The organism is Tatumella terrea (assembly GCF_039523755.1).
Classification (GTDB): Bacteria; Pseudomonadota; Gammaproteobacteria; order Enterobacterales; family Enterobacteriaceae; genus Tatumella; species Tatumella terrea.
Genome location: NZ_BAAAFX010000002.1, coordinates 388,229 through 414,026, shown reverse-complemented (window position 1 = coordinate 414,026; position 25,798 = coordinate 388,229). Strand labels below are relative to the sequence as shown.

Here is a 25,798-nt window from a genome sequence, read left to right as displayed (position 1 = left end):
CGTGTGATAACGCCCTGCCGGTAACAGGTTCTGTGACCCGGATGACCGTACGGCAACGCCCTGCCTGTAACAGGTTCTGTGCCCCGGACGCCCGTGTGGTAACGCCCTGCCTGTAACAGTCCTGATACCTGAACGCCCGTGTGATAACGCCCTGCCGGGTCGCGGCCCCGGGCCTGAGACCGGTTAACGGCGCTCAATAAACTTCTGGTAGGCATCCACCAGCAGGAAGAAGTCTTCAACGCCACAAAAGGCCAGTGATTCCTGGTCGTAATAGCTCATCCCTTCTTCCGGTTCATCGGTATCGAAAGACAGCATATTGGCACTGATCATCACTTCTTCATCATCAATCCACAACGTGTATTCTTTTCCTGTGCGGCTCCATTGACGGGTGGTCCCTTTCACCGAACGGGCACCTTCACGGACCTCGTCGAGTAAAGCCAGGTCTCCCCGGACTTCATCATTAAACCAGTGACCGACCGCCTCATGGTCCATCGACATGCGCACAATCACATTGCCGGTAACATCATGAACAAACTGGTATTCCATAACTGACTCCTGACGATTCTGATGAGCAGGTCATCAGATCACTGCTGTTAACACCTATCGCTGCCGCAGGCAGACTATGACACAGACCTCCTGTTCCGTAGTCCATGCCAGCACGGCCACGGAACAGGGATAAAAAAAGCACAGCCTGCGCTGTGCTTTTTTGCCTGAGACTATATTAACAGTAATCAGACGCTGGTCTGAAAAATAACGTCTTTCGCTTTGTCAGTATATTCGGGCAGGTGGTCAAAATTCAGGTAACGGTAGGTATCGCTGGCGGTTTTATCCACCTCTGCCATGAAATGCTGATATTCCTCCGGCGTGGGCAGTTTGCCTGTCAGAGCGGCCACAGCGGCGAGCTCAGCAGAAGCCAGATAAACGTTCGCACCATTGCCTAAGCGGTTCGGGAAGTTACGGGTCGACGTCGATACTACCGTCACGCCGTCGGCCACACGGGCCTGGTTCCCCATACAGAGCGAACATCCCGGAATTTCAACCCTGGCACCACTCTTACCAAAGACACTGTAATAGCCTTCTTCCGTCAGCTGAGCGGCATCCATTTTGGTTGGCGGCGCTACCCACAATCGGGTAGGCAACTGTCCTTTATGGCTATCCAGTAATTTACCGGCGGCACGGAAGTGGCCGATATTGGTCATACAGGATCCGATAAAGACCTCATCAATTTCCTCGCCCTGCACATCTGATAACCAGCGGGCATCATCCGGATCATTCGGCGCACACAGGATAGGCTGAGTGATCTCATGCAATGGGATATCGATCACCGCCGCATATTCTGCATCCGCGTCCGCTTCGAGTAACTGCGGATCCGCCAGCCATTTTTCCATGCCCTGAATACGGCGTTCGAGGGTACGACGATCGCCATAGCCTTCCGCAATCATCCATTTCAGCAGCACAATATTGGAATTGAGATATTCAATGATCGGCGCTTTATCCAGTTTGATCGTACAACCTGCCGCAGAACGCTCCGCTGAAGCATCCGAAAGTTCGAAAGCCTGTTCCGCTTTCAGATCCGGTAAGCCTTCGATCTCCAGAATACGGCCGGAGAAGATATTCTTTTTACCTTTCTTCTCGACCGTCAGCAGCCCCTGTTTGATCGCATACAACGGGATGGCATGTACCAGATCACGCAGGGTGATCCCGGGCTGCATCTTACCGCTGAACCGCACCAGCACAGATTCCGGCATATCCAGCGGCATCACGCCGGTGGCCGCGGCAAATGCGACCAGTCCGGACCCGGCCGGGAAGGAAATACCGATAGGGAAGCGGGTATGAGAGTCCCCGCCGGTACCGACCGTATCCGGTAACAGCATACGGTTCAGCCAGCTGTGGATGATACCGTCGCCCGGGCGCAGAGAGACCCCGCCACGGTTCATAATGAAGTCCGGGAGCGTGTGCTGCATCTGTACGTCCACCGGTTTAGGATAGGCCGCCGTATGACAAAATGACTGCATCACTAAATCCGCAGAGAAGCCGAGGCAGGCAAGATCCTTCAGTTCATCACGGGTCATCGGCCCGGTCGTGTCCTGAGAACCGACAGAGGTCATTTTTGGCTCACAGTATTCACCAGGGCGAATACCGGCGACGCCACAGGCCCGGCCAACCATTTTCTGGGCCAGCGAGAAACCACGCTCACTTTTCACCACATCTTTCGCTTTACGGAAGACATCGCTGTGCGGCAAAGCAAGTGCCTCACGGGCGCGGGCCGTCAGACCACGGCCAATGATCAGCGGGATACGTCCGCCGGCGCGAACCTCATCCAGCAGGACATCGGTTTTCAGCGCAAAGGTTTCCAGTAGTTCATTATCCTCATGGCGGCGGACTTCTCCCTTATAAGGATAAATATCGATGACATCCCCCATATTCAGGTTACTGACATCCACTTCTATCGGTAAGGCACCGGCATCTTCCATGGTATTAAAGAAAATCGGCGCAATTTTTCCGCCCAGAACCACACCGCCGCCCTTCTTATTCGGCACATAAGGGATATCTTCCCCCATAAACCACAGGACAGAGTTGGTGGCTGATTTACGGGAAGAACCGGTACCGACCACATCCCCGGTATAGACCAGCGGAAAGCCTTTAGCCTGTAATGCTTCAATTTGTTTAATCGGGCCGACATTTCCGGCATCGTCCGGGGTAATGCCGTCACGGGCAATTTTCAGCATCGCCAGCGCATGCAACGGAATATCAGGACGAGACCAGGCATCCGGCGCCGGAGAAAGATCATCGGTATTGGTTTCACCGGTCACTTTAAACACGGTCAGCGTGATCTTCTCCGCCAGCTCAGGACGTGACAGGAACCATTCGGCATCCGCCCACGACTTCAGTACCTGCTGTGCAAAGGGATTGCCTGCTTTGGCTTTTTCTTCAACATCGTAAAAATTATCGAACATCAGCAGGGTATGGGACAGGGCTTTTGCCGCACCGGCCGCCAGTGTGTCATCATCCAGCGCATCGATTAACGGATGGATATTATATCCACCCTGCATGGTGCCCAGCAGCTCTACCGCTTTTTCAGGCGTAACCAGCGGGGAAGTGGCTTCCCCCTTAACGATAGCCGCGAGGAACCCGGCTTTTACATAGGCGGCTTCATCAACACCAGGGGGAACACGATTTATCAGCAGATCTATCAGAAATTCTTCTTCACCTTGCGGCGGAGTTTTCAGCAGTTCAACCAGTGCTGCGGTCTGGGGCGCATCTAATGGCTTAGGGACAATGCCCATAGCAGCACGTTCGGCAACGTGCTTACGGTATTCATCTAGCACGACGTTCTCCTCACTCACATTGTATTGGCTTCCGGCACTATGGCTCTGCATGTAAAAAGTATTATCGCAGAGATTAAAAGCGCGGGTCCGCTTGGGCAGCATATCAGTATCCTGATCCGTTGTTAATCTGTTTACAAAAAGTCAACATTCTTGTAAATCAACAGGACTGCCCGTACATAATGCTAATCGACTGAAATCTAATACATTAATTAAACTATCACTCTTCATACTGAAACATAAAGAAAAAAAATCACCCCTTTCCCGACGCTGGCCGCCGGTTCAGGCCCCTTCCAGGCAATATAAAAATCGCCGGTTGAACTGTGGTTTAAGTTGCGGGTTTACCTTATCCGCTAAAAACCTTATATTTTATCTGCCTTTTTTATACAGGATTATCCCTTGAACAGTTACCGAACGTACAAGGGCAGATAGATTGCTTGTCTGCCCCTTTGGCAGACAGCGCGCGAAGAGCCACGCCTGTCTTTATTTTATCGCAGACGAGGTATCAGAAATGTTCACCCACGCACTCTTTCCTCCGGGTTTACCCCTTTAATCGTATCAGCCGTCACTGTGCCGGTTTGCACAGAGATTTTCCCTGGATTCTTGAATGAAGGAGCCACAGATGGACGATGACCCGACCAGGCAACGTTATATACGTTGCAGGGGGACGCCTGCCTGACCCTCAATGCTGCAACGTATCTCACTTTTTTTGCTGTCCTGCGCCCGGTAACCCCGCGCCGGCAGCCACAAAGCGGATACTATTGAGATGACACAGATTATAAATACCCGCCCGCTGCTGCAGGAAAAACCGCAGCCGCAGACCCCGGAATGGCTGATCAGCCACCATATTACGACCAGCACAGAAGCCACACTGGCGTCACTCGATGCCGGCAGTCAGGGATTAACCGCTGAACAGGTGGCTGACCGTCAGGCACAGTTTGGTCCAAACGAAATTGCGGTAAAAAAAGCACCGCCGGCCCTTATTCAATGGCTGCAGGCCTTCAACAATCCTTTTATTTATGTGCTGCTGGCGCTGGCTATCGTCAGCTTTGTCACGGATTACTGGATCCCTGTTCGTGCCGGTGAAAAACCGGATCTGACCAGCGTCATTATTATGAGTTGCATGATCCTGTTCAGTACCCTGCTCCGTTTCGTACAGGAATTCCGGACCAACAAAGCGGCAGATGCACTGAATTCTCTGGTAGAAGTGACGGTGAATGTCCGCCGGCAGGATGAGCAGCATCACGCTGTCGTACTGTCTGTGCCCCGCCACGAAATCGTGCCCGGCGACATCGTCATGCTTAGCGCCGGGGACATCGTTCCGGCTGATCTGCGTTTGCTGGAAAGCAGTTCACTGCAACTGAATCAGTCCGTCCTGACCGGTGAAACGCTCCCGGTTGAAAAACACGCCCGGGTTCATGCCGAAGCGTCACAGGCTGAGATCAGCGAACAGGCACTCCTGCATCAGCCAGCGATAGCCCTGATGAGTACCAGTGTTCTCAGCGGTTCCGCCACCGCCGTCGTCGTCGCCACGGGTGAAGACACCTGGTACGGATCACTGGCCGGGAAGATTTCCGGTGCGGCCCCGAAAACGGCCTTTGATAAAGGGGTCAACAGTGTCAGTTGGTTGCTGATCCGCTTTATGCTGTTGATGGTGCCGGTTGTCTTTCTGATTAACGGGCTGACCAAAGGTGAATGGACAGAGGCGCTGTTCTTTTCCCTGGCCGTAGCCGTTGGCCTGACCCCCGAAATGCTGCCGATGATCGTCAGTACGAATCTGGCCAAGGGTGCCATGGCTCTGGCGTCCAGAAAAGTCGTGGTGAAACGTATCAATGCCATTCAGAACCTGGGGGCTATGGATATTCTTTGCACCGATAAAACCGGCACCCTGACCGATGACAATATTATCCTTGCCGGTGCGCTCACCGCGGATGGCTTCGACGATATCCGCGTGGCTGAAATGGCATGGCTGAACAGTTACCTGCAGCAGGGCATCAATAATCCGATGGATCGTGCCATCAATGACTATGCCACTCAGCAGGGGATAGCACGCCGGTTGCTGCATATTCGTAAAGCCGATGAATTACCGTTCGACTTTACCCGCCGTTGTCTTTCTGTGTCGGTTTACGACGACCATGGCAGACAGCAGCTCATCTGCAAAGGGGCCAGCGAAGAGATGCTTGCCCGCTGCACACGCGTCCTTTCCGGTAAAGAAGAGGTCAGCCTTACCTCTGAGCATCTGCAGCATTACCGGGAATATGTGGCAGAGAAAAACCGCCAGGGTTATCGCGTGCTTCTGATGGGCAGTAAAACCCTGTCTGCAGAAAATTCCCTGCGGCGTTTACGGCACGACGATGAATGTGATCTGACACTGTGCGGGATCCTGTGTTTCCTTGACCCGGTGAAACAGGGAGCGGAAAGCGCTTTGGCTTCACTGAAAGCCCGCGGGGTTCAGGTCAAAGTTCTGACCGGCGATAATGCCGAAGTGACCGCAAAAATTTGCCGTGACCTGCGTCTGTCTGCCGGTGTCCCGTTACAGGGACCGGATATCGCGGCCCTGGACGATGAGTCACTGAAACAGCAACTGGCCAGCCACACTATTTTTGCGCGGCTGACTCCGTCGGATAAAACACGGATAGTGACACTGCTGCAACAGTCCGGTCATACCGTCGGCTTTCTCGGTGATGGTATCAATGATGCCGCGGCCCTGCATGCCGCCGATGTCGGGATCTCCGTGGATAATGCGACTCAGATTGCACAGAATGCAGCGGATATTATTTTGCTGGAAAAAGACCTGCAGGTGCTGGAACACGGCGTCCGTATCGGTCGCCAGACCTTTGGGAATATCATTAAGTATCTGAATATCACGGCCAGTTCTAATTTCGGCAACGTCTTCTCGGTCCTGATTGCCAGCGCCTTTATTCCGTTTATGCCCATGCTGGCCATTCAGTTGCTGCTGCAGAACCTGATCTATGACGTGTCTCAGATGCTGTTACCCTGGGATAGCATGGATGAAGAGTTTGTCGCCCAACCCCGGAAATGGGATGCCGGAAATATCGGGCGTTTTATGCTGGTGATGGGCCCCATTTCATCGGTATTTGATGTGGCTACCTTTGCAGTCATGTGGTACGTCTTTTCTGCACACAGTGAAGCCGCACAATCGTTGTTCCAGTCCGGCTGGTTTGTGGAAGGTCTGCTGTCACAGACCCTGGTCGTGCATATGCTGCGGACCCGCAAAATCCCGTTCCTGCAGAGCTGTGCCCGCTGGCCGGTACTGTTAAGTACACTGGCCGTGGTGGTGGCCGGGATCGCCCTGCCGTATTCACCGCTGGCAGCCACCTTCAGGTTACAGCCTTTACCCCTCAGCTATTTCCCCTGGTTATTGCTGATCCTGATCGGGTACTGCCTGCTGAGTCAGTCGGTGAAACAGTTTTACTGCCGCCGTTTTGGTCAGTGGTTTTAACCCGGTAACGGTATGACTCCATAAAAAAACGGCTCCTGAGGAGCCGTTTTTTACTGCCTTTCCCTGTTACTTTTTCTTCGCTTTAGGGTTAGGTAAGTCGGTGATACTGCCTTCATAAATCTCAGCGGCCAGGCCGACAGACTCATGTAAGGTCGGGTGAGCATGAATGGTCAGCGCAATATCTTCCGCATCACATCCCATCTCAATCGCCAGGCCGATTTCGCCCAGCAATTCACCGCCATTGGTGCCGACAATTGCACCACCGATAATACGGTGTGATTCTTTATCGAAAATCAGCTTGGTCATCCCGTCTGCACAGTCAGACGCAATGGCCCTGCCTGAAGCCGCCCATGGGAAGGTAGAGACTTCGTAACTGATGCCTTTTTCTTTGGCTTCTTTTTCGGTCAGACCAACCCAGGCAACTTCCGGTTCGGTATACGCGATAGACGGGATCACCTTAGGATCGAAATAGTGTTTCTTCCCGGAGATCACTTCAGCCGCCACATGCCCTTCATGGACACCCTTGTGTGCCAGCATTGGCTGACCCACGATATCCCCGATAGCGAAGATATGCGGCACATTGGTGCGCAGCTGCTTATCTACCTGAATGAAGCCACGATCATCCACTTCAACCCCGGCCTTACCGGCATCCAGGCTCTTACCGTTAGGCAGACGACCGATGGCGACCAGAACGGCATCATAACGCTGGGCTTCCGCAGGGGCATTTTTGCCTTCCATCGAGACATAAATACCATCTTCTTTGGCTTCAACCGCGGTCACTTTGGTTTCCAGCATCAGCGTAAACTGCTTACTGATCCGACGGGTGAAGGCTTTGACCACATCTTTATCCGCCGCCGGAATCACCTGATCAAACATCTCGACCACATCAATCTTTGAGCCCAGTGCATGATACACGGTTCCCATTTCCAGACCGATAATCCCTCCGCCCATGATCAGCAGACGCTCAGGCACTTCTTTCAACGCCAGCGCATCGGTAGAGTCCCAGACACGGGGATCTTCATGCGGGATAAACGGTAACTGTACCGGACGGGAACCTGCTGCAATAATAGCATTATCGAAACTGATGGTTGTTGTCCCGTTTTCGCCTTCAACCTGCAGCGTATTCGCTCCGGTAAATTTACCGAAACCGTTCACGACTTTAACGTTACGGCCTTTTGCCATTCCGGCAAGTCCGCCGGTCAGCTGAGTGATGACTTTCTCTTTCCAGGTACGGACTTTGTCGATATCTGTTTTCGGCTGACCGAACACGATACCGTGAGCTTCAAGGGCTTTAGCTTCTTCGATAACTTTAGCGACGTGCAGTAACGCCTTGGAAGGGATACAACCTACGTTCAGACAAACACCGCCGAGGGTGCTGTAGCGTTCAACCAGAACCGTTTCCAGTCCTAAGTCAGCACAACGAAAAGCGGCGGAGTAGCCTGCAGGACCTGCACCAAGTACCACGACCTGGGTTTTAATCTCTGTACTCATCATGACCTCTTATTTGACTGTCCGGCAGTCCGACGTCAGTTGTTATCATGGATAACGTCCGCAAACCACCCGACGTATTTAGCGCAAGAGTTTACATAATTGTTAACGAACTGCAAACGGCTTTGTGTCCGGCAATGTCACCTGCGGTGACGGTCGTTAACGCCGTAAACTCTCTTCCGGCAGGATGCATCATGCCCAATGCAAACACCTTGATACGTTCGGTACAGGAATGAGGCCGGTTATCACCGGCCTCACCTGTCTTACATAATCAGACGACGAATGTCTGACAGTACCTGATTAATATAAGTGATAAACCGCGCACCATCGGCACCATCGATCACCCGATGGTCAAACGATAACGACAACGGCAACATCAGGCGCGGTGCAAATTCCTTACCGTTCCAGACCGGTTTCATCGCCGATTTTGAAACGCCCAGGATAGCCACTTCCGGCGCATTCACAATCGGTGTGAACGACGTGGTTCCCAGTCCGCCAAGGCTGGAGATGGTGAAGCATCCGCCCTGCATATCCCCGGAGGTGAGTTTTCCGTTACGGGCTTTTTTCGAGATATCCATCAGCTCGCGGGATAACTCAATAATGCCTTTTTTGTTCACGTCACGGAATACCGGAACCACCAGCCCGTTAGGGGTATCGACCGCGACCCCGATATTAATATATTTTTTCAGCGTTAAACGTTGCGCATCTTCAGAAATCGAACTATTGAAACGCGGGAAGGCTTCCAGCGCTTTCGCCACGGCTTTCATGATAAACACGACCGGCGTGATTTTTACGTCCAGTTTCTGCTTTTCAGCATCCACATTCTGTTGCTTACGGAACGCTTCCAGTTCAGTGATATCTGCTTCATCGAAATGCGTGACGTGCGGGATCATCATCCAGTTACGGCTCAGGTTAGCGCCGGACAGTTTCTGAATACGTCCCAGTTCGACTTCTTCGATGTCACCAAACTTGCTGAAGTCTACCTTCGGCCATGGCAGCATCCCCGGAAGCGCTGTCGCACCGGAGGCAGGGTTCTCTGCACGCTTCACGGCCTCTTTCACGTACGCCTGCACATCTTCTCGCAGAATACGGTTTTTACGGCCGGTCCCTTTAACTTTCGCCAGGTTAACCCCGAACTCACGGGCCAGACGACGGATCACCGGGGTGGCATGGACATACGCCTCATTTTCGGCAAAGTCACTCTTCGCCGGGGTCGCCGCAGGCTTAGCCGTATTCTGCGCCGGTGCAGGAGCTTTTTCTGCGGCAGGGGCCGGGGCTGCCTGAGGCGCTGACGCCGGGGTAGCTGCCGGCGCACTGCCGGCAATTTCAAACACCATCATCGGTGTGCCGGTGCTGACTTTATCGCCGACGGAAATGCTGATGGATTTAACCGTACCGGCACACGGTGCCGGAACTTCCATGGAGGCTTTATCACCTTCAACGGTGATCAGTGATTGTTCGTTTTCAACCTTATCACCGACCTTCACCAGGATTTCGGTCACTTCGACTTCATCACCGCCGATATCCGGCACCTGCAGAGTCTTCTCTTCACTGGCCGGGGCTGCCGGAGCTGCAGCAGGGGCAGCATTTTCTGCTGCCGGCGCTGCGTCGCCTTCCGACGTTTCAAAGACCATGATAAGCGACCCGGTGCTGACTTTATCGCCGGTCGTCACTTTGATCTCTTTCACTTTACCGGCAAAAGGTGCAGGCACTTCCATGGAAGCCTTATCACCTTCGACAGTCAGCAGAGACTGCTCAGCCTCAACCGTGTCTCCGGCTTTCACCAGAATTTCGGTGACTTCCACTTCATCACCGCCGATATCCGGAACATTGACTTCACGGGTGCCGGTTGCCGGGGCAGCTGCGGCTTGCGGCTGCGCAGTGTCCGCCGCTTTCGCGGCCGGGGCTTCGGTTTCCGCCGCCTCGAAGATCATAATCAGCGAGCCGGTAGCCACTTTATCGCCGGTGGCGATTTTAATTTCTTTGATAACACCGGCCTGAGGTGAAGGCACCTCCATCGATGCCTTGTCCCCTTCAACCGTGATCAGTGACTGCTCGGCGTCAACCTTATCACCCACTTTGACCAGGATTTCCGTCACTTCGACTTCATCGGTGCCGATATCCGGAACGTTGATTTCAATTGCCATCAATAATTACCTCTTACGCCAGACGCGGATTGACTTTATCAGCATGGATATCAAATTTACGTATCGCCTCAGCGACCACGTTTTTATCAATCTCACCGCGTTTAGCCAGTTCACCCAGAGCAGCAACCACCACATACGAAGCATCGACTTCAAAATGATGACGCAGATTTTCACGGCTGTCAGAGCGACCAAAGCCATCCGTACCCAGCACACGATAATCACTGGCAGGGATATAGTTACGAACCTGCTCAGCAAACAGTTTCATATAATCGGTCGACGCGACGGCCGGGGCCTCACTCATGACCTGAGCAATATAAGGCACGCGAGGCTCTTCGGTAGGATGCAGCATGTTCCAGCGCTCACAGTCCTGACCATCACGGGCCAGCTCGGTAAAGGATGTCACACTGTAAACATCGGAGCCAACACCGTACTCTTTGGACAGGATCTCTGCGGCTTCACGGACATGGCGCAGGATAGAACCGGAGCCCAGTAACTGGACTTTACCTTTGCTGCCTTGCAGGGTATCCAGTTTGTAGATCCCTTTACGGATACCTTCTTCCGCACCTTCCGGCATCGCCGGCATATGGTAGTTTTCGTTCAGGGTCGTAATGTAGTAATACACATTTTCCTGAGCGTCGCCGTACATCCGCTCCAGGCCGTCATGCATAATTACCGCGACTTCATACGCGTAGGCCGGGTCATAAGAGATACAGTTAGGAATAGTCAGTGACTGAATATGGCTATGGCCATCTTCATGCTGCAGACCTTCACCGTTAAGCGTGGTACGTCCGGACGTTCCGCCTACCAGGAAGCCACGGGCTTGCTGATCACCGGCGGCCCAGCAGAGATCACCGATACGCTGGAAACCAAACATGGAGTAATAGATATAGAACGGGATCATCGGCAGGTTGTTAGTACTGTACGATGTCGCCGCGGCTAACCAGGATGCCCCGGCCCCCAGTTCGTTGATCCCTTCCTGCAGGATCTGGCCTTTCTCGTCTTCTTTGTAGTAAGCCACCTGCTCGCGGTCCTGCGGTGTGTACTGCTGACCGTTCGGGCTGTAGATACCAATCTGACGGAACAGACCTTCCATACCAAAGGTACGCGCTTCATCGGCGAGGATCGGCACCAGACGATCTTTAATCGATGCATTTTTCAGCATCACATTCAGCGCACGCACAAAGGCAATGGTGGTGGAAATTTCTTTGCTCTGCTCATCCAGCAACGATTTAAATTCGTCGAGTGCCGGGATCTCCAGTTTGTCAGTGAACGTCTCCTGACGGCTTGGCAGATAACCTCCCAGTTTCTCACGCTGACCATGCAGATACTGATACTCTTCCGACCCTTTGTCGAAGGTGACATACGGCAGGGTTTCCAGCTGCTCATCACTGACAGGCACATTGAAACGGTCACGGATATAGCGCACGCCATCCATGTTCATTTTCTTCACCTGGTGGGCGATGTTTTTACCTTCCGCGGTTTCACCCATACCATAGCCTTTGACGGTATGCGCCAGGATCAGTACCGGTTTGCCTTTGGTGTCCTGCGCTTTTTTCAGGGCCGCATAAACTTTCTTCGGATCATGACCACCACGGTTCAGTGCCCAGATCTCATCGTCGGACATATCTTTGACCAGCGCCGCCGTCTCCGGATATTTTCCGAAGAAGTGCTCACGTACATAGCCACCGTCTTTTGACTTAAAGGTCTGATAGTCACCGTCAACGGTTTCATTCATCAGCTGAATCAGCTTACCGCTGGTGTCTTTACGCAGCAGTTCATCCCAGCGATCGCCCCAGATGACTTTGATCACTTCCCAGCCGGCACCGGTAAAGATACCGTCCAGTTCATTAATGATTTTACCGTTACCTGTGACCGGTCCATCCAGACGTTGCAGGTTACAGTTAATAATGAATACCAGGTTATCCAGTTTTTCACGGGTTGCGATAGTGATCGCCCCTTTGGATTCCGGTTCATCCATTTCACCGTCGCCCAGGAAGGCATACACGGTTTGCGCCGAGGTCTTTTTCAGACCACGGTGTTCCAGATACTTCAGGAATTTTGCCTGATAGATTGCCGATAACGGCCCCAGCCCCATAGAAACCGTTGGGAACTGCCAGAAATCAGGCATCAGTTTAGGGTGCGGATAAGAAGAGAGCCCCTTACCATGAACTTCCTGACGGAAATTGTTTAACTGATCTTCGGTTAAACGCCCTTCCAGGAAAGCTCGGGCATAGATACCTGGTGAGATATGCCCCTGGAAATAGACCAGGTCGCCGCCATCCTGCGCAGTACGGGCGCGGAAGAAGTGGTTAAAACACACTTCGTAAACGGTGGCAGAAGACTGGAAAGACGCCATATGGCCGCCCAGCTCCAGATCTTTTTTAGACGCTCTCAGTACCGTCATAATCGCATTCCAGCGAATAGCTGAACGAATACGCCGCTCCAGTGCCTGGTTCCCCGGGTATTCCGGTTCATCTTCGACGGAAATAGTATTGATGTAGTCCTGCGCAGATGCGCCGGCAGCCACACTGACACCACCTTTGCGAGCCGCATCAAGTACCTGATCGATTAAGTACTGAGCGCGTTCAACACCTTCTTCACGGATGACCGATTCGAGCGCCTGTAACCAGTCGCGGGTTTCAATCGGATCCACGTCATTAGGTAAACGTTCTGACATGGGGCTATTCCTTATCTGTGTCTAATACGTTGAATTTTGAGTAGCTTATCTGTACAACTCGGTTTGGGTACAACGCAGATAAGCACTTCATAATTGCACATACCTTGATGTGCCTAACCCTTGCGTTGCTGAAGACGTCTTAACGAACGTTCCCGCCGGCTTTCTTCCCGGCTTCTTTCCAGCAATATTTCCTCAAGAAACGCCAGGTGCGAGTGTGATTCTTCACGGGCTTTTTCCGGCTCACGTGCAATAATCGCCTCAAAAATTCTGGCGCGGTGTCCACTCACTTTCGCTAGCATATCGCGTCGTAGGTAGAGTGTTTCAAAATTCTGCCGGACATTTTGTTCCAGCAACGGCCCCATGGCACGCACAAGGTGCAATAGCACCATATTATGGGCGGCTTCGGTGACGGTTATTTGATATTTAATGACGGCGTCGGCTTCGGCATCCAGGTTACCGCTATCCTGTGCCTGCTGAATACGAAGATGATGTGCACGGATACGTGCTAAATCTTCTTCCGTCCCCCGCAGGGCTGCATAGTAAGCCGCTATCCCCTCCAGCGCATGCCGGGTTTCCAGTAAATCAAAACGGGATTCAGGGGAATTCGCCAGGATACCGACCAGCGGGTCGCTCAGGCTTTGCCAGAGAGCCGTCTGCACAAAGGTTCCGCCGCCCTGACGGCGCGACAATAACCCCCGGGCTTCCAGGCGCTGTATTGCCTCACGTACGGAGGGACGCGAAACATCAAATTGACGGGCAAGCTCGCGTTCCGGGGGGAGTTGCTCTCCCGGACACAATGAGCCTTCCATAATCAGCGACTCCAGTTGCTGCTCAATCACATCTGACAGCTTAGGTTGTCGGATTTTGCTGTACGCCATCACAGTGGTTAATTTATTCCTGTCATTGTGCCGGATAATTGGTATTACCAATTAGCAAAATACGGGCGCTAAAAGTAACAAACTATTTACCCGCTGTCCATATACCCGTGCCGGCTTTGCATCAGGATCAAATTCCGTAAATATGCGTTTTTTGCTTTACCATCAACGTCATCAGCCTTTTTAGTCCGGATTTCCTGCTGTTCTTCCGCCTGTCGTCGCGGAGGTTAACTCCCCTGTTTTTCCCGCCACCCCCGGATGGAACCGTGCCCATTTACGCAGATAGGTTTTTTTAAGCACGAAACAACAAAAGCAAGGTGCAAAGCGTATGACTTATCACTATTCTGATCCGCGGACAGACGGCAGTATTGTGCTGTTACGGACAGGTAAAATAATAACGAAAGCACTATAAATCACTGCATTCCGTCACCCGTGGAACGCAGTTCTGTAGATGATTAAGAGGTTTTTTATGGAAAAGCAGCAAGAGGACACGCTGAAGCGGGGATTGAAAAATCGTCATATTCAGCTAATTGCTCTGGGGGGTGCCATTGGTACGGGCCTGTTTCTCGGGATCGCTCAGACCATCAAAATGGCCGGTCCTTCTGTTCTGCTGGGCTATGCTATCGGTGGGTTTATCGCCTTTCTGATCATGCGCCAGCTGGGTGAAATGGTGGTAGAAGAGCCGGTCGCCGGGTCATTCAGTCATTTCGCCTATAAATACTGGGGAAGTTTTGCAGGGTTCGCTTCCGGCTGGAACTATTGGGTGCTCTATGTACTGGTGGCCATGGCCGAGCTTACCGCGGTCGGCGTCTATATTCAGTACTGGTGGCCGGAAATTCCGACATGGGTGTCTGCGGCCGTCTTCTTTGTGCTGATCAATGCCATCAACCTGAGCAACGTGAAGGTCTACGGTGAGATGGAGTTCTGGTTCTCTATCATAAAAGTCGTTGCCGTCATCGGTATGATCCTGTTTGGTGGCTGGATGTTATTCAGCGGCCATGGCGCGCCTGAAGCCTCTTTATCGAATATCTGGGCCATCGGGGGCTTTTTCCCTCACGGTATCTCCGGGCTTGTGATGTCGATGGCGGTCATTATGTTCTCCTTCGGCGGGCTTGAACTGGTAGGGATCACTGCAGCAGAAGCCGATAATCCGGAGCGCAGCATTCCTAAAGCCACTAACCAGGTGTTGTACCGTATTCTGATCTTTTACATCGGTTCACTGACTATTCTGCTATCACTCTACCCATGGACTAAAGTGGTCGAAGGTGGCAGCCCGTTTGTGCTTATCTTCCATGAACTGGGTGACAGTCTGGTCGCGAATGCGCTGAATATTGTGATACTGACGGCGGCCCTCTCTGTCTATAACAGTTGCGTCTACAGTAACAGCCGTATGCTGTACGGGCTGGCGAAACAGGGCAACGGTCCGCGCGCGCTACTGAAGGTCGACCGCCGTGGGGTGCCTTATGTCGCTCTGGGTCTGTCCGCTGTGGCAACTGCTATCGGTGTACTGATCAACTACCTGATGCCGGCAAAAGCCTTTGGCTTACTGATGTCGCTGGTGGTTTCTGCACTGGTCATTAACTGGGCGATGATAAGCCTGGCGCATCTCAAATTCCGTAAAGCGAAAGAGCGACAGGGTGTCAATACACGCTTTAAAGCGCTTCTTTACCCGCTGGGTAACTGGATTTGCCTGCTGTTTATGGCGGCGATTCTGGTCATTATGGTCATGACCCCGGGAATGGCGATGTCTGTGTGGCTGATCCCCGTCTGGCTGGTTATTCTGGCTATCGGGTATCTATCCAGGACCAAAAAACGTCCGGCCTGATCATTCATGCAGCCATAAAAAAGGGCGCAGCTCAGAGAGATCTGACTGCGCCCTTGTTGTTTATCCTCAGTGTCCGGTCAGAGCAGTGTGCCGGTAATGGTCAGTAGCGCTACCACCACCACCAGCACCAGGGTGATGCGTTTCGCCAGCGCTACCGCCATACGGGGTTTTTCTACTTTATCCGTACAGGGGTCCCGTTCCAGAGAAAACTGTGCCAGACGGGTCAGGACCTGATACGGGGTATGTCGTACATCTCTGAGAAATTTCCACCAGGCGGGTAAGGCTTTTTCGCCATGCCCTAACAGCGCATAAGCCACACCGGCAAGGCGTACAGGGATCCAATCCAGCACAAAGAGTAATTTCTCCACGCCGGACTGCTCACGTTCAGCCGCCGTCTGGTGAGCCGCCAGCCAGCCTTGCCAGGCACGTAAGAAGGCATATCCGACCAGAGTTACCGGCCCCCACGGTCCCCCGACCACGAACCAGAACAGCGGCGCAAGGTAGAAGCGGTAGTTAATCCACAGCAGGGCATTCTGTAATTCACGCAGATACACCCGCTCATTTGCGGTGTCCGGCAACCCATGGATCTGACTCAACTCTTCAGCCATCGCCTGATGGGCCGCCTGATCATCGACGCTGGCCGATTTCAGGTAGGCATGATAGTGCAGACGCGTGACCCCGGCGCCGATACAGAGTACCCCGACCACGACCCACAACAGTAACGATGGCACACCGAAGAATAACCCCCGCAGGCTTAACACCAGTACCAGCGTGATCAGCATCGCCAGAATCGCCATACCGGTCGTACGAATCATCGAGAAGTGTGTCTGGCCACGGAAAACCGGCCGTAACCGGTGCTCCAGTTGCCAGTGTTCACCGAATTTAAATAACCGCTCCCAGCCTAACACCAGTAACAATGTAAATAACGTCATTCTTTCCAGCCCTTATTTCATTTCAGTCCGGCCTGCTCGCCGGTTATCGCCTGCAGTTGTTGCCGGTAATACTGCCAGTCAAATGCCTCGCCGGGGTCCGTCTTACGTCCGGGGGCTATATCACTGTGCCCGGTAATATCGTCAGTGTTTATCGGATAATGTTGCATCAGAAGACGCGTTATCTGACACAGAGAAGCGTATTGCTGCCCGGTATACGCCAGGGTATCCGTGCCCTCCAGCTCAATACCGATAGAAAAATCATTACAATTGTCCTGCCCGTGATACGAGGACTGTCCTGCATGCCAGGCCCGCTTATCAAAAGCCACGTATTGCACAATTTCACCATCGCGTCGGATAAGGCAATGTGCAGCGACTTTCAGCGCCGCTATCCCTTCAAAATAGGGGTCATCGTCGGGATTAAGGGTGCCGGTAAAGAGCTGGTCTATCCAGGGTCCGCCAAATTTTCCCGGCGGCAGGCTGATATTATGGATCACCAGTAGCCAGGGTGACACCTCCTCAGGGCGCTCGTTAAAATGCGCTGAAGGGACTTTTCTTGCCGTTGTCAGCCAGCCAGATTCAAGTTTCATATGGTCATGTTTCCCTGCATAAGGTCGAGAATAACATAAGAGTTATCATGATATTGCTTCTCCGGGTCAGGTACCAGTGACTCTCAGGCTGACGGGTTCCCCCGGCAGGCCTGATGACTCAACTGGTTACGCTATTCGGCTGGAGAGTCATGACACTTCAGGCTACAGTATTTACTCCTGTGACTAAAGGAGCAAACAGCCCCATGCCCGTAAGCCATACTGCCTCAGAACACTGCAAACGACAGCTACTCGAACGCGTCAGCAACGACATACCGGCGCTCGTTAAGCAGGCATTACAAAATGCGCCGGCCGGCCGGCAGCACCCGGACCATCCGCTGGTGACACGCCTGGTCAGCGAAACGCAGCGCAGTCAGGCTCAGCTCATCAGTCATCAGGACGGTATCTTCTGCGGTAAAGCCTGGGCAGAGACGGTGCTTCAGCAGATGAGCCCTGACATAACGTTGCAGTGGCATACCAGCGATGCCGGGGCTATCCATCAGGGGCAAATCCTGGCCACCCTGAGCGGCCCCGCCAGCGTATTGCTCAGTGCAGAAACGACGCTTCTGCATTTTTTACAGACATTATCCGGAATTTCAACCCGCTTTAGCCACAGTCTGAGTCAGCTCGCGGAGACGTCATTCCGCGTGATTGATTCCCTGAATACTCAGCCCGGGGTCAGTAACGCAGTCAAATATGCGCGGCTCTGCGGTGATCACACGACACAGCGGCTGGACCTGAGCGACCTGATCCCCATTAACGAAAACCATATTATCGCCTGTGGCTCCGTGGTTTCGGCGATAGAAAATGCCCGCTGGATTGATCCCGACCGCCCGGTGGAAGTCACAGTGACCTCCCTGACGCAATTCTCACAGGCCCTGGTCGCCGGGGCGGACCTTATCCTGCTGCATAATTTCACGCTACCGGAAATCAATGCGGCGGTCGCTGAACGTCACAGACAACAGGTGTTACCGATGCTGGTCATCGGCGGACAAAATGCCTGTCAGCATCTGCCGGCGCTTTCACAGACCGGTGCAGATTACCTTGCTGCCAGTGCACTCCTGAGCCGGCCACAGCCTCTGGATATCTCTCTGCAGTTTTTACCTGTCAGCGCATAACCTTTCCGGGCCGGTTTCTGTATGACGGATAGTGGCCCGCATCTTTGCCTGCCTGCGATGAAAAAACGAATAAAATGCCGGATGCCGCTTCCTGAGTGCCGGTAAGCAGCCCCTCATCCCGCCAGCATAATGTCTTACTCTTCTTTGCTTATCGCAAGGAGAGTGACTATGAAAAAACAGCAAGGTTTTACCCTGATTGAGCTGATGATCGTCATCGCTATTATCGCCATCCTCAGTGCTATCGGGTTACCGGCGTACCAGAACTACCTGCAAAAAGCCGCTATTACCGATATGTTGCAACTCATGCTGCCGTATAAAACCGCGATTGAATTGTGCAGTATGGAGAAAGGAACCAGCCAGGGGTGCAATGCAGAAACTTTCGGTATCCCCGCAGTAAAAGGGTCCCGTTACACCGCACGCCTGCAGGTCAGCGACGGTAAAATGACACTCACCGGCAGCGAGACGTTGAAAGGTTTAACGGTCGAACTGCTCCCCCACTGGAATGCACAGGAGGGTGAGTTTTCCTGGACCAGGCGATGCCTGAGTGACAACCGGCTGTTGCTCAACAATTGCCGATCACAATTCAGGTTTGCTGATGAGCAGGAGGAGCTATGATCCCACCCTCGCTGGATAATTTATGCCGGCTGATCCCCGCCTGCATCCTGTCACTGGACGCCACGCAGCTCAGGCTGGCAGTCACGGCGCTGCCAGCAGAAGAGATGATCGAATCCTTGCGCTTTACCAGCCAGCGACAAGTCAGTTTCGAATTCTGGCCGTTAGCCCGTATTGAAGCTTTCCGTCAGCAGCCAGACTCTGCGCCATCCCCTCCCGCCGCCGGCCCCCCTGAGAGCGGTAATATACCGGAGCTTGCCGGACAACTGCTTGATCTGGCGGTCCGTTTGCGGGCTTCTGATATTCATATTGAACCGACGCCGCAAGGGATACGGGCCCGTCTGAGAATCGACGGTATTCTAACCCCCTGCCCGCTCGCCCTGCCCTGCCCGGCGAACTCACTGATTGCCCGATTTAAAATTCTGGCCGGGGTGGATATTGCTGAAAACCGCCTGCCTCAGGATGGTCAGCTTAGCGGTGAAAGTGGCGGTGAGCGGCAGAGCTTCCGCCTGTCGACCCTGCCAACACAATTCGGAGAGAAAGTCGTGCTCAGGCGTCTGCAGACGCTGTCCACCGCCCTGACACCGGCAGAGCTGGGGCTGGATCCAGAGGCACTGGCTCAGTTACTGGCCGTATTACAGCAACCGCAGGGCATGATCCTGGTCACCGGGCCGACAGGCAGTGGTAAAACCTTTACCCTGTATAGCCTGCTGAATACCTTAAATACTCCGGATAAAAACCTCTCCACGGTGGAAGACCCGATAGAAATGACTCTGCCCGGCATTAATCAGACACAAATCAATACCCGGGCCGGGCTGGACTTTGCCCGTATTCTGCGGGCACTGCTTCGCCAGGACCCGGATGTCATTATGATCGGAGAAATCAGGGATAACGAAACGGCAGACATTGCCGTGAAAGCAGCTCAGACCGGTCATCTGGTGTTCTCCACACTGCACACGAATTCGACCCCGGAAGCCGTGACCCGTTTGCGCCAGATGGGGATTGCCGGGTATCTGCTGGCAGCATCCCTGCGTTTAGTCATCGCCCAGCGGCTGGTTCGCAGGCTTTGCCGGCATTGTCGTCGCCTGGCAGACGACAAACTGCCCTGTCCGCCCGGCCTGCAGCGTCCCGCCATTCCTCACTGGCTGGCAGGGGGATGTGACCATTGCTTTGGCGGCTATTATGGTCGCTTCGCTATTTTTGAAATACTGGCCGTGACGGGGGATTTGCACCAGGCCATCGCTGCCAATGTTTCCTCTCAGGAATTAAAAGTGATTGCCTCCCGGCAGGGCATGCAGCCGCTATTCGTATCCGGACTGAATGCTGTCAGCCGCGCTGAGACCTCCTGGGCCGAGGTACTGCGTGTTACCGGGGGAAGCGATGAGTAATTACTGTCTGTTTCACTGGCAGGCTATCGATCCTGACGGACTTCATTGCCAGGGCGACATGCTGGCAGATAACCCCCGTCAGTTACAGGAGATGATGTTTCGTCAGGGCTTACTCCCGCTGAAAATCACCCGAAAAAAGTGTTATTCATCGCGCTACTGGCTGCGTCAGGAGCGGATTGTCTTCTTCAGCCAGACAGGCATGTTACTTCAGGCAGGACTGCCGCTGTCAGAAGGCTTGCTTCTGTTGGCAGGCGGGCATCCGGCGAAGGCATGGCGATCGTTACTGGAACAATTACAGCAGCAAATCCTGTCAGGGATCAGCTTTTCGTCGGCACTCAGTCACTGGCCTGGCATTTTTCCACCCCTCTGCATAGCGATGATACGAACCGGCGAACAGACCGGCCAGCTGGAATATTGTTGTAAAAATCTGGCGGCACAGCAGCAAAAACAACGACAGCTGAAGCAGCAGCTTATTAAGGCACTGAGATATCCGCTGTTTGTTCTTCTGCTGGCCGCGGTGATAAGCCTCGGGATGTTACTGTGGATTTTACCGGAGTTTGCCGCTATCTATCGTTCGGCTAACACCCCTCTGCCCGCTTTTACGCGGTGTCTGATCGGTTTTTCGCAGTCTTTGTTACATTCCCTGCCGCTGGTGCTGATGATGGTGATGGCGGGGTGTTTCGGGGTTATGAGATGCAAAAAAAAACCGGCCCGGGTACTGGCAGGCCAGCGTTTTTTATTACGTCTGCCGTTAGCGGGCAGGTTGTGGCAATTTACCATACTGGCGCAACTTTTCGATATTCTGGCACTGACCCAGCGTTCCGGATTACCCCTGAGTGAAGGATTGCAGATAGCAGAGAATGTGTTTGCCACACCTTTCTGGCAACAGGCACTGACCACACTGCGTCATCATATTGAACAGGGGTTTCCTCTCTCGGCCGGTCTGAATGACCAGCCCGGTTTCCCGCCGATATGTTACCTGCTGGCCCGCTCAGGGGAACAAACGGGTACCCTGGATGTGGTTTTTATGCGGCTGGCCCGGTGGTTTGAAACTGAAGCCAGCCAACAAACCGATCTTCTGAGTAACAGCATTGAGCCTGCGATGTTACTGATCACGGGGCTGATTACCGGCAGCATTGTCATCGGTATGTATCTGCCAATGTTTAATCTGGGTGAGGCGATATTTTAATCAGCCCGCGATGCCTGTTTTATATACCCGAAGCCAGGTCATCAGACAACAAACCGACCTTCTGAGTAACATCATTGAGCCTGCGATGTTACTGATCACGGGGCTGATGACCGGTAGCATTGTCATCGGTATGTATCTGCCGATGTTTAATCCGGGTGAGGCGATATTTTAACCGGCACACCTCGCCTGTTTTATATACCCGAAGCCAGGTCATCAGACAACAAACCGACCTTCTGAGTAACAGCATTGAGCCTGCGATATTACTGATCACGGGGCTGATTACCGGCAGTATTGTCATCGGTATGTATCTGCCGATGTTTAATCCGGGTGAGGCGATATTTTAATCAGCCCGCGATGCCTGTTTTCATACCCGAAGCCAGGTCATCAGGCAACAAACCGACCTTCTGAGTAACAGCATTGAGCCTGAGATATTACTGATCACGGGGCTGATTACCGGCAGTATTGTCATCGGTATGTATCTGCCGATGTTTAATCCGGGTGAGGCGATATTTTAACCGGCACACCTCGCCTGTTTTATATCCCCGTAGACAGGTCATTCACTCCCCCGACGGTTATGCCTGTGATCACCTGCTGATATTATTTCTCAGTGGAGATATCTGATGAGTTTGTTCAGGGCAAATATTTTCGATGATCAGATACCGGGGCAGCATTCAATTTCTTCACGGCAACGTTACGCAAACTCTTCAGCAATAACGGCAACCGATGGAAAGTAATCATCGTAAAGTAACGGGATTTAATACTGTGTTATAGTCAAATTGCGTCACTTTCCATAATTTATTGCCCGTATTCTGTAAGATAAATATTTGTTTAGTGCTCCAGGTCCCCCCTGACACTCCTGCACCAATACTGACAATCTTAATTTTAACCCCGTCTTTAGTCTTAAAAGTCTTTTGATCCATTAAACGCAGATTTGCCCCATCCATAACAGTCGAGGCTGTATCATCTGTTACCTGAATGTCAGGAAAAGCCTGCTCAATGCTTTTATGGATGTTTTGATGATAATCCGCAGGATTCGGGCTGGGTAATAATTAGCCGGAAAATGACGTACAATCTCTTTTAATGTCAGTGCTGAATCCTTCACAGGATGAGCATTTATCAGTCTGAGCTGGTTTTCGAACTGGCAGGCAGTCATGTCATCGATTAACCCGTGCCACATCATGTCGTTAATATGTGCCAGGACGTCGGTAATTTTTCCCGAACGCTGTCTCAGATTTATCAGATCCTGACATGTGTTTATGCTGACCTTTTTGCCGTTTGCAACGACATCAAATGGTTGCCCGAGCAGAGAGTCATTAAGTGGTAAAGTCGCTGATGCATTTAATGAAATCATTACCAGGCCAATGGTTAAGGCTATTGTTTTTAATGCCATAGACAATTCTCTTTTAATCGAATTTTCATTAGGTTACTGCTTATTCTCCCCATTGTCCCGCAGAGTGATTAAGCTTTTTCTGAACGCTTAAGCACAAATGCACTGACGCTGATATCTGACTCCTGAACTTCACCAGAGGACTCTTGCCTGACCGGACACCAACGAACTCACCACCTATCCACGCTTCCGGTTGATCACCCACTGGCAGGACTGCGGCCATAGTGCCTTTTTCATTCAGATGATTTAAAGCGGTCAGCGTATGCTCTTTGGCTCCGTCTTCAGAATATGGCGGATTCATTGCGAGCTTGTCGAATCCAGGCGCAGCGATAAATGCTTATTCCCCCCGGCTCGCATAGTGCATAACTCCTGCCGAATGACTGTAAATTACCTTTACATTCAGATATAAAAACACGATACATACCCCGGGGAATATCACGCTTAACGTGTCGTTACGCCGTAAAATACACTGCGGTCATCGTTTTCTTTTTCTCCGGTTGCCCGTGACCTGTTACGGTGCACGGGCAAAGATCTCTGTCACCCATGTTCAGACGGCTGCAGACCGCAGCCGGAAAATAATAACGTCATAACAGAACTGCGTTTTTATTTTTTATTGGGCTACAATTCGTCTAATCTGCCTGAGATAATTCGTCACTCTGCGGCATTTTTCAGCGGATAGTTTTTTTATTAGTCAGGATACTTATGTTATGACCTATGTTGTCGCACTTACCGGCGGGATCGGCAGCGGTAAAACAACGGTGGCTAACCGGTTTTCTGAACGGGGAGTCCCGGTGATTGATGCCGATAAAATTGCCCGGGAAGTCGTTGCGCCAGGCTCAGCAGCCCTTCAGCAGATTGTGGCACATTTCGGGGATCAGGCATTACTGCCTGAAGGTTCACTGGATCGCCGCTGGTTACGTCAGCAGATTTTTGCCGATCCACAACAGAAGACCTGGCTGAACAACCTCCTTCATCCGTTGATCCAGCAACGGACACAGGAAATGATCGCTGCCGTGACCACCGACTGGTGCCTTTGGGTCGTCCCCTTACTGGTCGAAAATAATCTGCACCTGAAAGCTGATCGTGTACTGGTGATCGATGTGGATGAAGAAACCCAGATCAGTCGTACCATGGCAAGAGACCGGATCACTCGTCAGCAGGCGGAAGCTATACTGATTGCACAAGCGAGCAGGCAATCACGGTTAGCGGTTGCCGATGATATCATCGATAACACCGGAGGACCTGCCGAACAAGAGCAGGATATCAATAGGTTACTCCGTCTCTATCCGAGGCTGGCGTCAGTGAAAAAAGGATCTGTATCATGAGCACCGTAATCCTGTTTGAGTACCCGCTTAACGAAAAAATGCGCACCTGGCTGCGGATCGAATACCTCCTGAAGAATCTCAGTAGCAGTCAGCCGGTGAATGATCCTGCCAGTGCATTAAGTTTCTTCCGCGGGATCGGTGACTTACTGGATATTTTTGATCGCGGAGACTTCCGGGCAGACCTGGTCAAAGAACTGGATCGCCAGCAACAAAAGCTTTGCGGCTGGTTATCCGTCAGTGGCGTAGATACCGTCAGAGTCAGTGAACTGCAGCAGGAACTCAAACAGCAGGGGATCAGAATGATGGCGGTCCCGCGGATGGGGCAACAACTACGGGAAGACAGGTTTATCAGCCAGGTTCGTCAGCGGCTGGGCATACCCGGCGGATGTTGTAGCTTTGACCTGCCCTCACTGCATATCTGGCTCAATAGTCCGGAGACTGAGCGTCAGGCACAGGTTGACGAATGGTGTTCGACTCTGCAACCCTTAAAAGAAAGTTTATCTCTGGTGTTGGATCTCATCCGTCAGTCTGGTAGTTTCCACACACAAACCAGTCTCAATGGTTTTTTTCAGGATAATGCGGAAGATGCCGATTTGCTTCGTCTGAAGCTTAACGCTGATGACGATCTTTACCCGCAGATTTCAGGGCACAAGAATCGTTACGCTATCCGCTTTATGCCAGCAGACAGTGAACAGGGTGAAATTCCCGCACGTCTGCAGTTTGAACTCGCATGTTGTTAAGAAGGTACTATGCAGGAAGACGTTGTCACAGTGAAATGCCCTCAATGCCAGGCGGATGTGATCTGGGACAGTCTCAGTCCCTGGCGCCCGTTTTGTTCTAAGCGCTGTCAGCTGATTGATTTAGGGGAATGGGCGGCCGAAGAAAAGCGTATCCCGCTGGATGATAAACTTTCTGATGAAGATGAATGGAGCGGAGAGTAACGCTTTCCGTCAGACAGAGGGCACATCCCTGAGGGTTGCGCCCTTTATTTTCATTACAGCTCACCGGCCACCAGTCGGCTGACCAGTTGATGATTGGCCGGCGGGAATTCTTCGGCAATCAATGCCTCCTGCCTGACCCAACGATGCGGCTGCCCCTCTTTCCCCCAGGGCTCGCCCTGCCATTGTTCCACCAGGAAAAAGTGCAATGTGACGTGAACATCGTCGTAGGTATGATCTGCCTGGCCGATAGCCTGTGCGCTGAGCACCTCAATGCCGGTCTCTTCCATCAGTTCACGTTTCAGTGCCTGATCAGCGGTTTCATCTTTTTCAATTTTGCCGCCAGGGAATTCCCATTTATTGGCCATATGCGAAGAGGATGAACGACGTGCCAGAAAAATACCCCGTTGCGGATCCCGGATAATCCCGACCGCTACCTGCAGATGTTTCATAGTTATCCTTATATATAGCAAACAGCAGACCTGTCAGCGGTTTACTTTATGACAGACGATAAAAAGGTCCAT

At 52.5% G+C, this 25,798-nt stretch carries 20 protein-coding genes; 10 read left to right on the top strand and 10 right to left on the bottom strand.

The genetic code is table 11. From position 1 onward, the window contains the following. Positions 1 to 183 precede the first annotated feature (183 nt). Both ABD035_RS01870 and acnB read right to left on the bottom strand, forming a co-directional pair. Positions 184 to 546: a YacL family protein gene (locus ABD035_RS01870; RefSeq protein ID WP_025901260.1), complete on the bottom strand. Its 363-nt coding sequence runs from the start codon at positions 544 to 546 to the stop codon at positions 184 to 186. A gap of 185 nt (positions 547 to 731) precedes the next feature. Continuing rightward, the gene (acnB, locus tag ABD035_RS01865) at positions 732 to 3,329 is read right to left on the bottom strand and encodes a bifunctional aconitate hydratase 2/2-methylisocitrate dehydratase (RefSeq protein ID WP_343867211.1); all 2,598 of its coding nucleotides are present in this window, start codon (positions 3,327 to 3,329) and stop codon (positions 732 to 734) included. A 763-nt stretch (positions 3,330 to 4,092) separates the two neighbouring features. Between acnB and mgtA the strand changes: the two genes are divergently transcribed. Then, positions 4,093 to 6,789, top strand: coding sequence for a magnesium-translocating P-type ATPase (mgtA, locus tag ABD035_RS01860; protein WP_343867209.1), 2,697 nt, complete (start codon positions 4,093 to 4,095; stop codon positions 6,787 to 6,789). Between the two features lie 66 nt (positions 6,790 to 6,855). On the opposite strand, the gene lpdA is transcribed toward mgtA, so the two are convergent. The 4 genes from lpdA to pdhR all read right to left on the bottom strand — a co-directional run bounded on the left by lpdA (position 6,856) and on the right by pdhR (position 13,979). Next, entirely contained in the window at positions 6,856 to 8,280 is a 1,425-nt protein-coding gene (lpdA, locus tag ABD035_RS01855; protein ID WP_212713214.1) for a dihydrolipoyl dehydrogenase, read from the bottom strand. 260 nt (positions 8,281 to 8,540) lie between these two features. Next, complete coding sequence (gene aceF, locus ABD035_RS01850) at positions 8,541 to 10,424, bottom strand: pyruvate dehydrogenase complex dihydrolipoyllysine-residue acetyltransferase (RefSeq protein ID WP_343867207.1); 1,884 nt, start codon at positions 10,422 to 10,424, stop codon at positions 8,541 to 8,543. Between the two features lie 13 nt (positions 10,425 to 10,437). Next, a complete protein-coding gene (gene aceE, locus ABD035_RS01845; RefSeq protein WP_343867205.1) occupies positions 10,438 to 13,101 on the bottom strand; it encodes a pyruvate dehydrogenase (acetyl-transferring), homodimeric type in 2,664 nt (887 codons plus the stop codon). A gap of 113 nt (positions 13,102 to 13,214) precedes the next feature. Continuing rightward, entirely contained in the window at positions 13,215 to 13,979 is a 765-nt protein-coding gene (pdhR, locus tag ABD035_RS01840) for a pyruvate dehydrogenase complex transcriptional repressor PdhR (RefSeq protein WP_212713033.1), read from the bottom strand. A 466-nt stretch (positions 13,980 to 14,445) separates the two neighbouring features. On the opposite strand from pdhR, the gene aroP reads away from it, so the two are divergent. Then, positions 14,446 to 15,801, top strand: a complete 1,356-nt coding sequence (gene aroP, locus ABD035_RS01835; RefSeq protein ID WP_343867203.1) for an aromatic amino acid transporter AroP — start codon at positions 14,446 to 14,448, stop codon at positions 15,799 to 15,801. 77 nt (positions 15,802 to 15,878) lie between these two features. On the opposite strand, the gene ampE is transcribed toward aroP, so the two are convergent. Then, positions 15,879 to 16,733, bottom strand: a complete 855-nt coding sequence (gene ampE / locus ABD035_RS01830) for a beta-lactamase regulator AmpE (RefSeq protein WP_343867201.1) — start codon at positions 16,731 to 16,733, stop codon at positions 15,879 to 15,881. 17 nt (positions 16,734 to 16,750) lie between these two features. Beyond that, positions 16,751 to 17,320, bottom strand: coding sequence for a 1,6-anhydro-N-acetylmuramyl-L-alanine amidase AmpD (gene ampD, locus ABD035_RS01825; RefSeq protein WP_343867199.1), 570 nt, complete (start codon positions 17,318 to 17,320; stop codon positions 16,751 to 16,753). Between the two features lie 203 nt (positions 17,321 to 17,523). Between ampD and ABD035_RS01820 the strand changes: the two genes are divergently transcribed. The 5 genes from ABD035_RS01820 to ABD035_RS01800 all read left to right on the top strand — a co-directional run bounded on the left by ABD035_RS01820 (position 17,524) and on the right by ABD035_RS01800 (position 21,796). Then, entirely contained in the window at positions 17,524 to 18,435 is a 912-nt protein-coding gene (locus ABD035_RS01820; RefSeq protein WP_343867197.1) for a nicotinate-nucleotide diphosphorylase, read from the top strand. A 168-nt stretch (positions 18,436 to 18,603) separates the two neighbouring features. Next, complete coding sequence (gene ppdD, locus ABD035_RS01815) at positions 18,604 to 19,050, top strand: prepilin peptidase-dependent pilin (protein ID WP_343867195.1); 447 nt, start codon at positions 18,604 to 18,606, stop codon at positions 19,048 to 19,050. Continuing rightward, positions 19,047 to 20,435 (top strand): ATPase, T2SS/T4P/T4SS family, encoded by a 1,389-nt coding sequence (locus ABD035_RS01810; RefSeq protein ID WP_343867193.1) that lies wholly within the window; start codon positions 19,047 to 19,049, stop codon positions 20,433 to 20,435. Before ppdD ends, ABD035_RS01810 begins: the two co-directional genes overlap by 4 nt. Continuing rightward, the gene (gene hofC / locus ABD035_RS01805) at positions 20,428 to 21,624 is read left to right on the top strand and encodes a protein transport protein HofC (RefSeq protein WP_343867191.1); all 1,197 of its coding nucleotides are present in this window, start codon (positions 20,428 to 20,430) and stop codon (positions 21,622 to 21,624) included. The genes ABD035_RS01810 and hofC overlap by 8 nt, the downstream gene beginning before the upstream one ends. 10 nt (positions 21,625 to 21,634) lie before the next feature. Beyond that, entirely contained in the window at positions 21,635 to 21,796 is a 162-nt protein-coding gene (locus ABD035_RS01800; protein ID WP_343867189.1) for a hypothetical protein, read from the top strand. Between the two features lie 795 nt (positions 21,797 to 22,591). Here the strand turns inward: ABD035_RS01800 and ABD035_RS01795 are convergent. Then, entirely contained in the window at positions 22,592 to 23,014 is a 423-nt protein-coding gene (locus tag ABD035_RS01795) for a hypothetical protein (RefSeq protein WP_343867187.1), read from the bottom strand. A 704-nt stretch (positions 23,015 to 23,718) separates the two neighbouring features. Between ABD035_RS01795 and coaE the strand changes: the two genes are divergently transcribed. Genes coaE through yacG form a run of 3 tightly spaced genes read left to right on the top strand, consistent with a single transcriptional unit; the run spans position 23,719 to position 25,277 of the window. Continuing rightward, a complete protein-coding gene (coaE, locus tag ABD035_RS01790; RefSeq protein WP_212713042.1) occupies positions 23,719 to 24,336 on the top strand; it encodes a dephospho-CoA kinase in 618 nt (205 codons plus the stop codon). Beyond that, positions 24,333 to 25,076 (top strand): cell division protein ZapD, encoded by a 744-nt coding sequence (gene zapD / locus ABD035_RS01785; protein ID WP_343867184.1) that lies wholly within the window; start codon positions 24,333 to 24,335, stop codon positions 25,074 to 25,076. The genes coaE and zapD overlap by 4 nt, the downstream gene beginning before the upstream one ends. Positions 25,077 to 25,085: 9 nt before the next feature. Next, complete coding sequence (yacG, locus tag ABD035_RS01780) at positions 25,086 to 25,277, top strand: DNA gyrase inhibitor YacG (RefSeq protein WP_212713044.1); 192 nt, start codon at positions 25,086 to 25,088, stop codon at positions 25,275 to 25,277. 53 nt (positions 25,278 to 25,330) lie between these two features. Here the strand turns inward: yacG and mutT are convergent, their stop codons facing one another. After that, positions 25,331 to 25,726, bottom strand: coding sequence for an 8-oxo-dGTP diphosphatase MutT (gene mutT / locus ABD035_RS01775; protein WP_343867180.1), 396 nt, complete (start codon positions 25,724 to 25,726; stop codon positions 25,331 to 25,333). Positions 25,727 to 25,798: the final 72 nt, after the last annotated feature.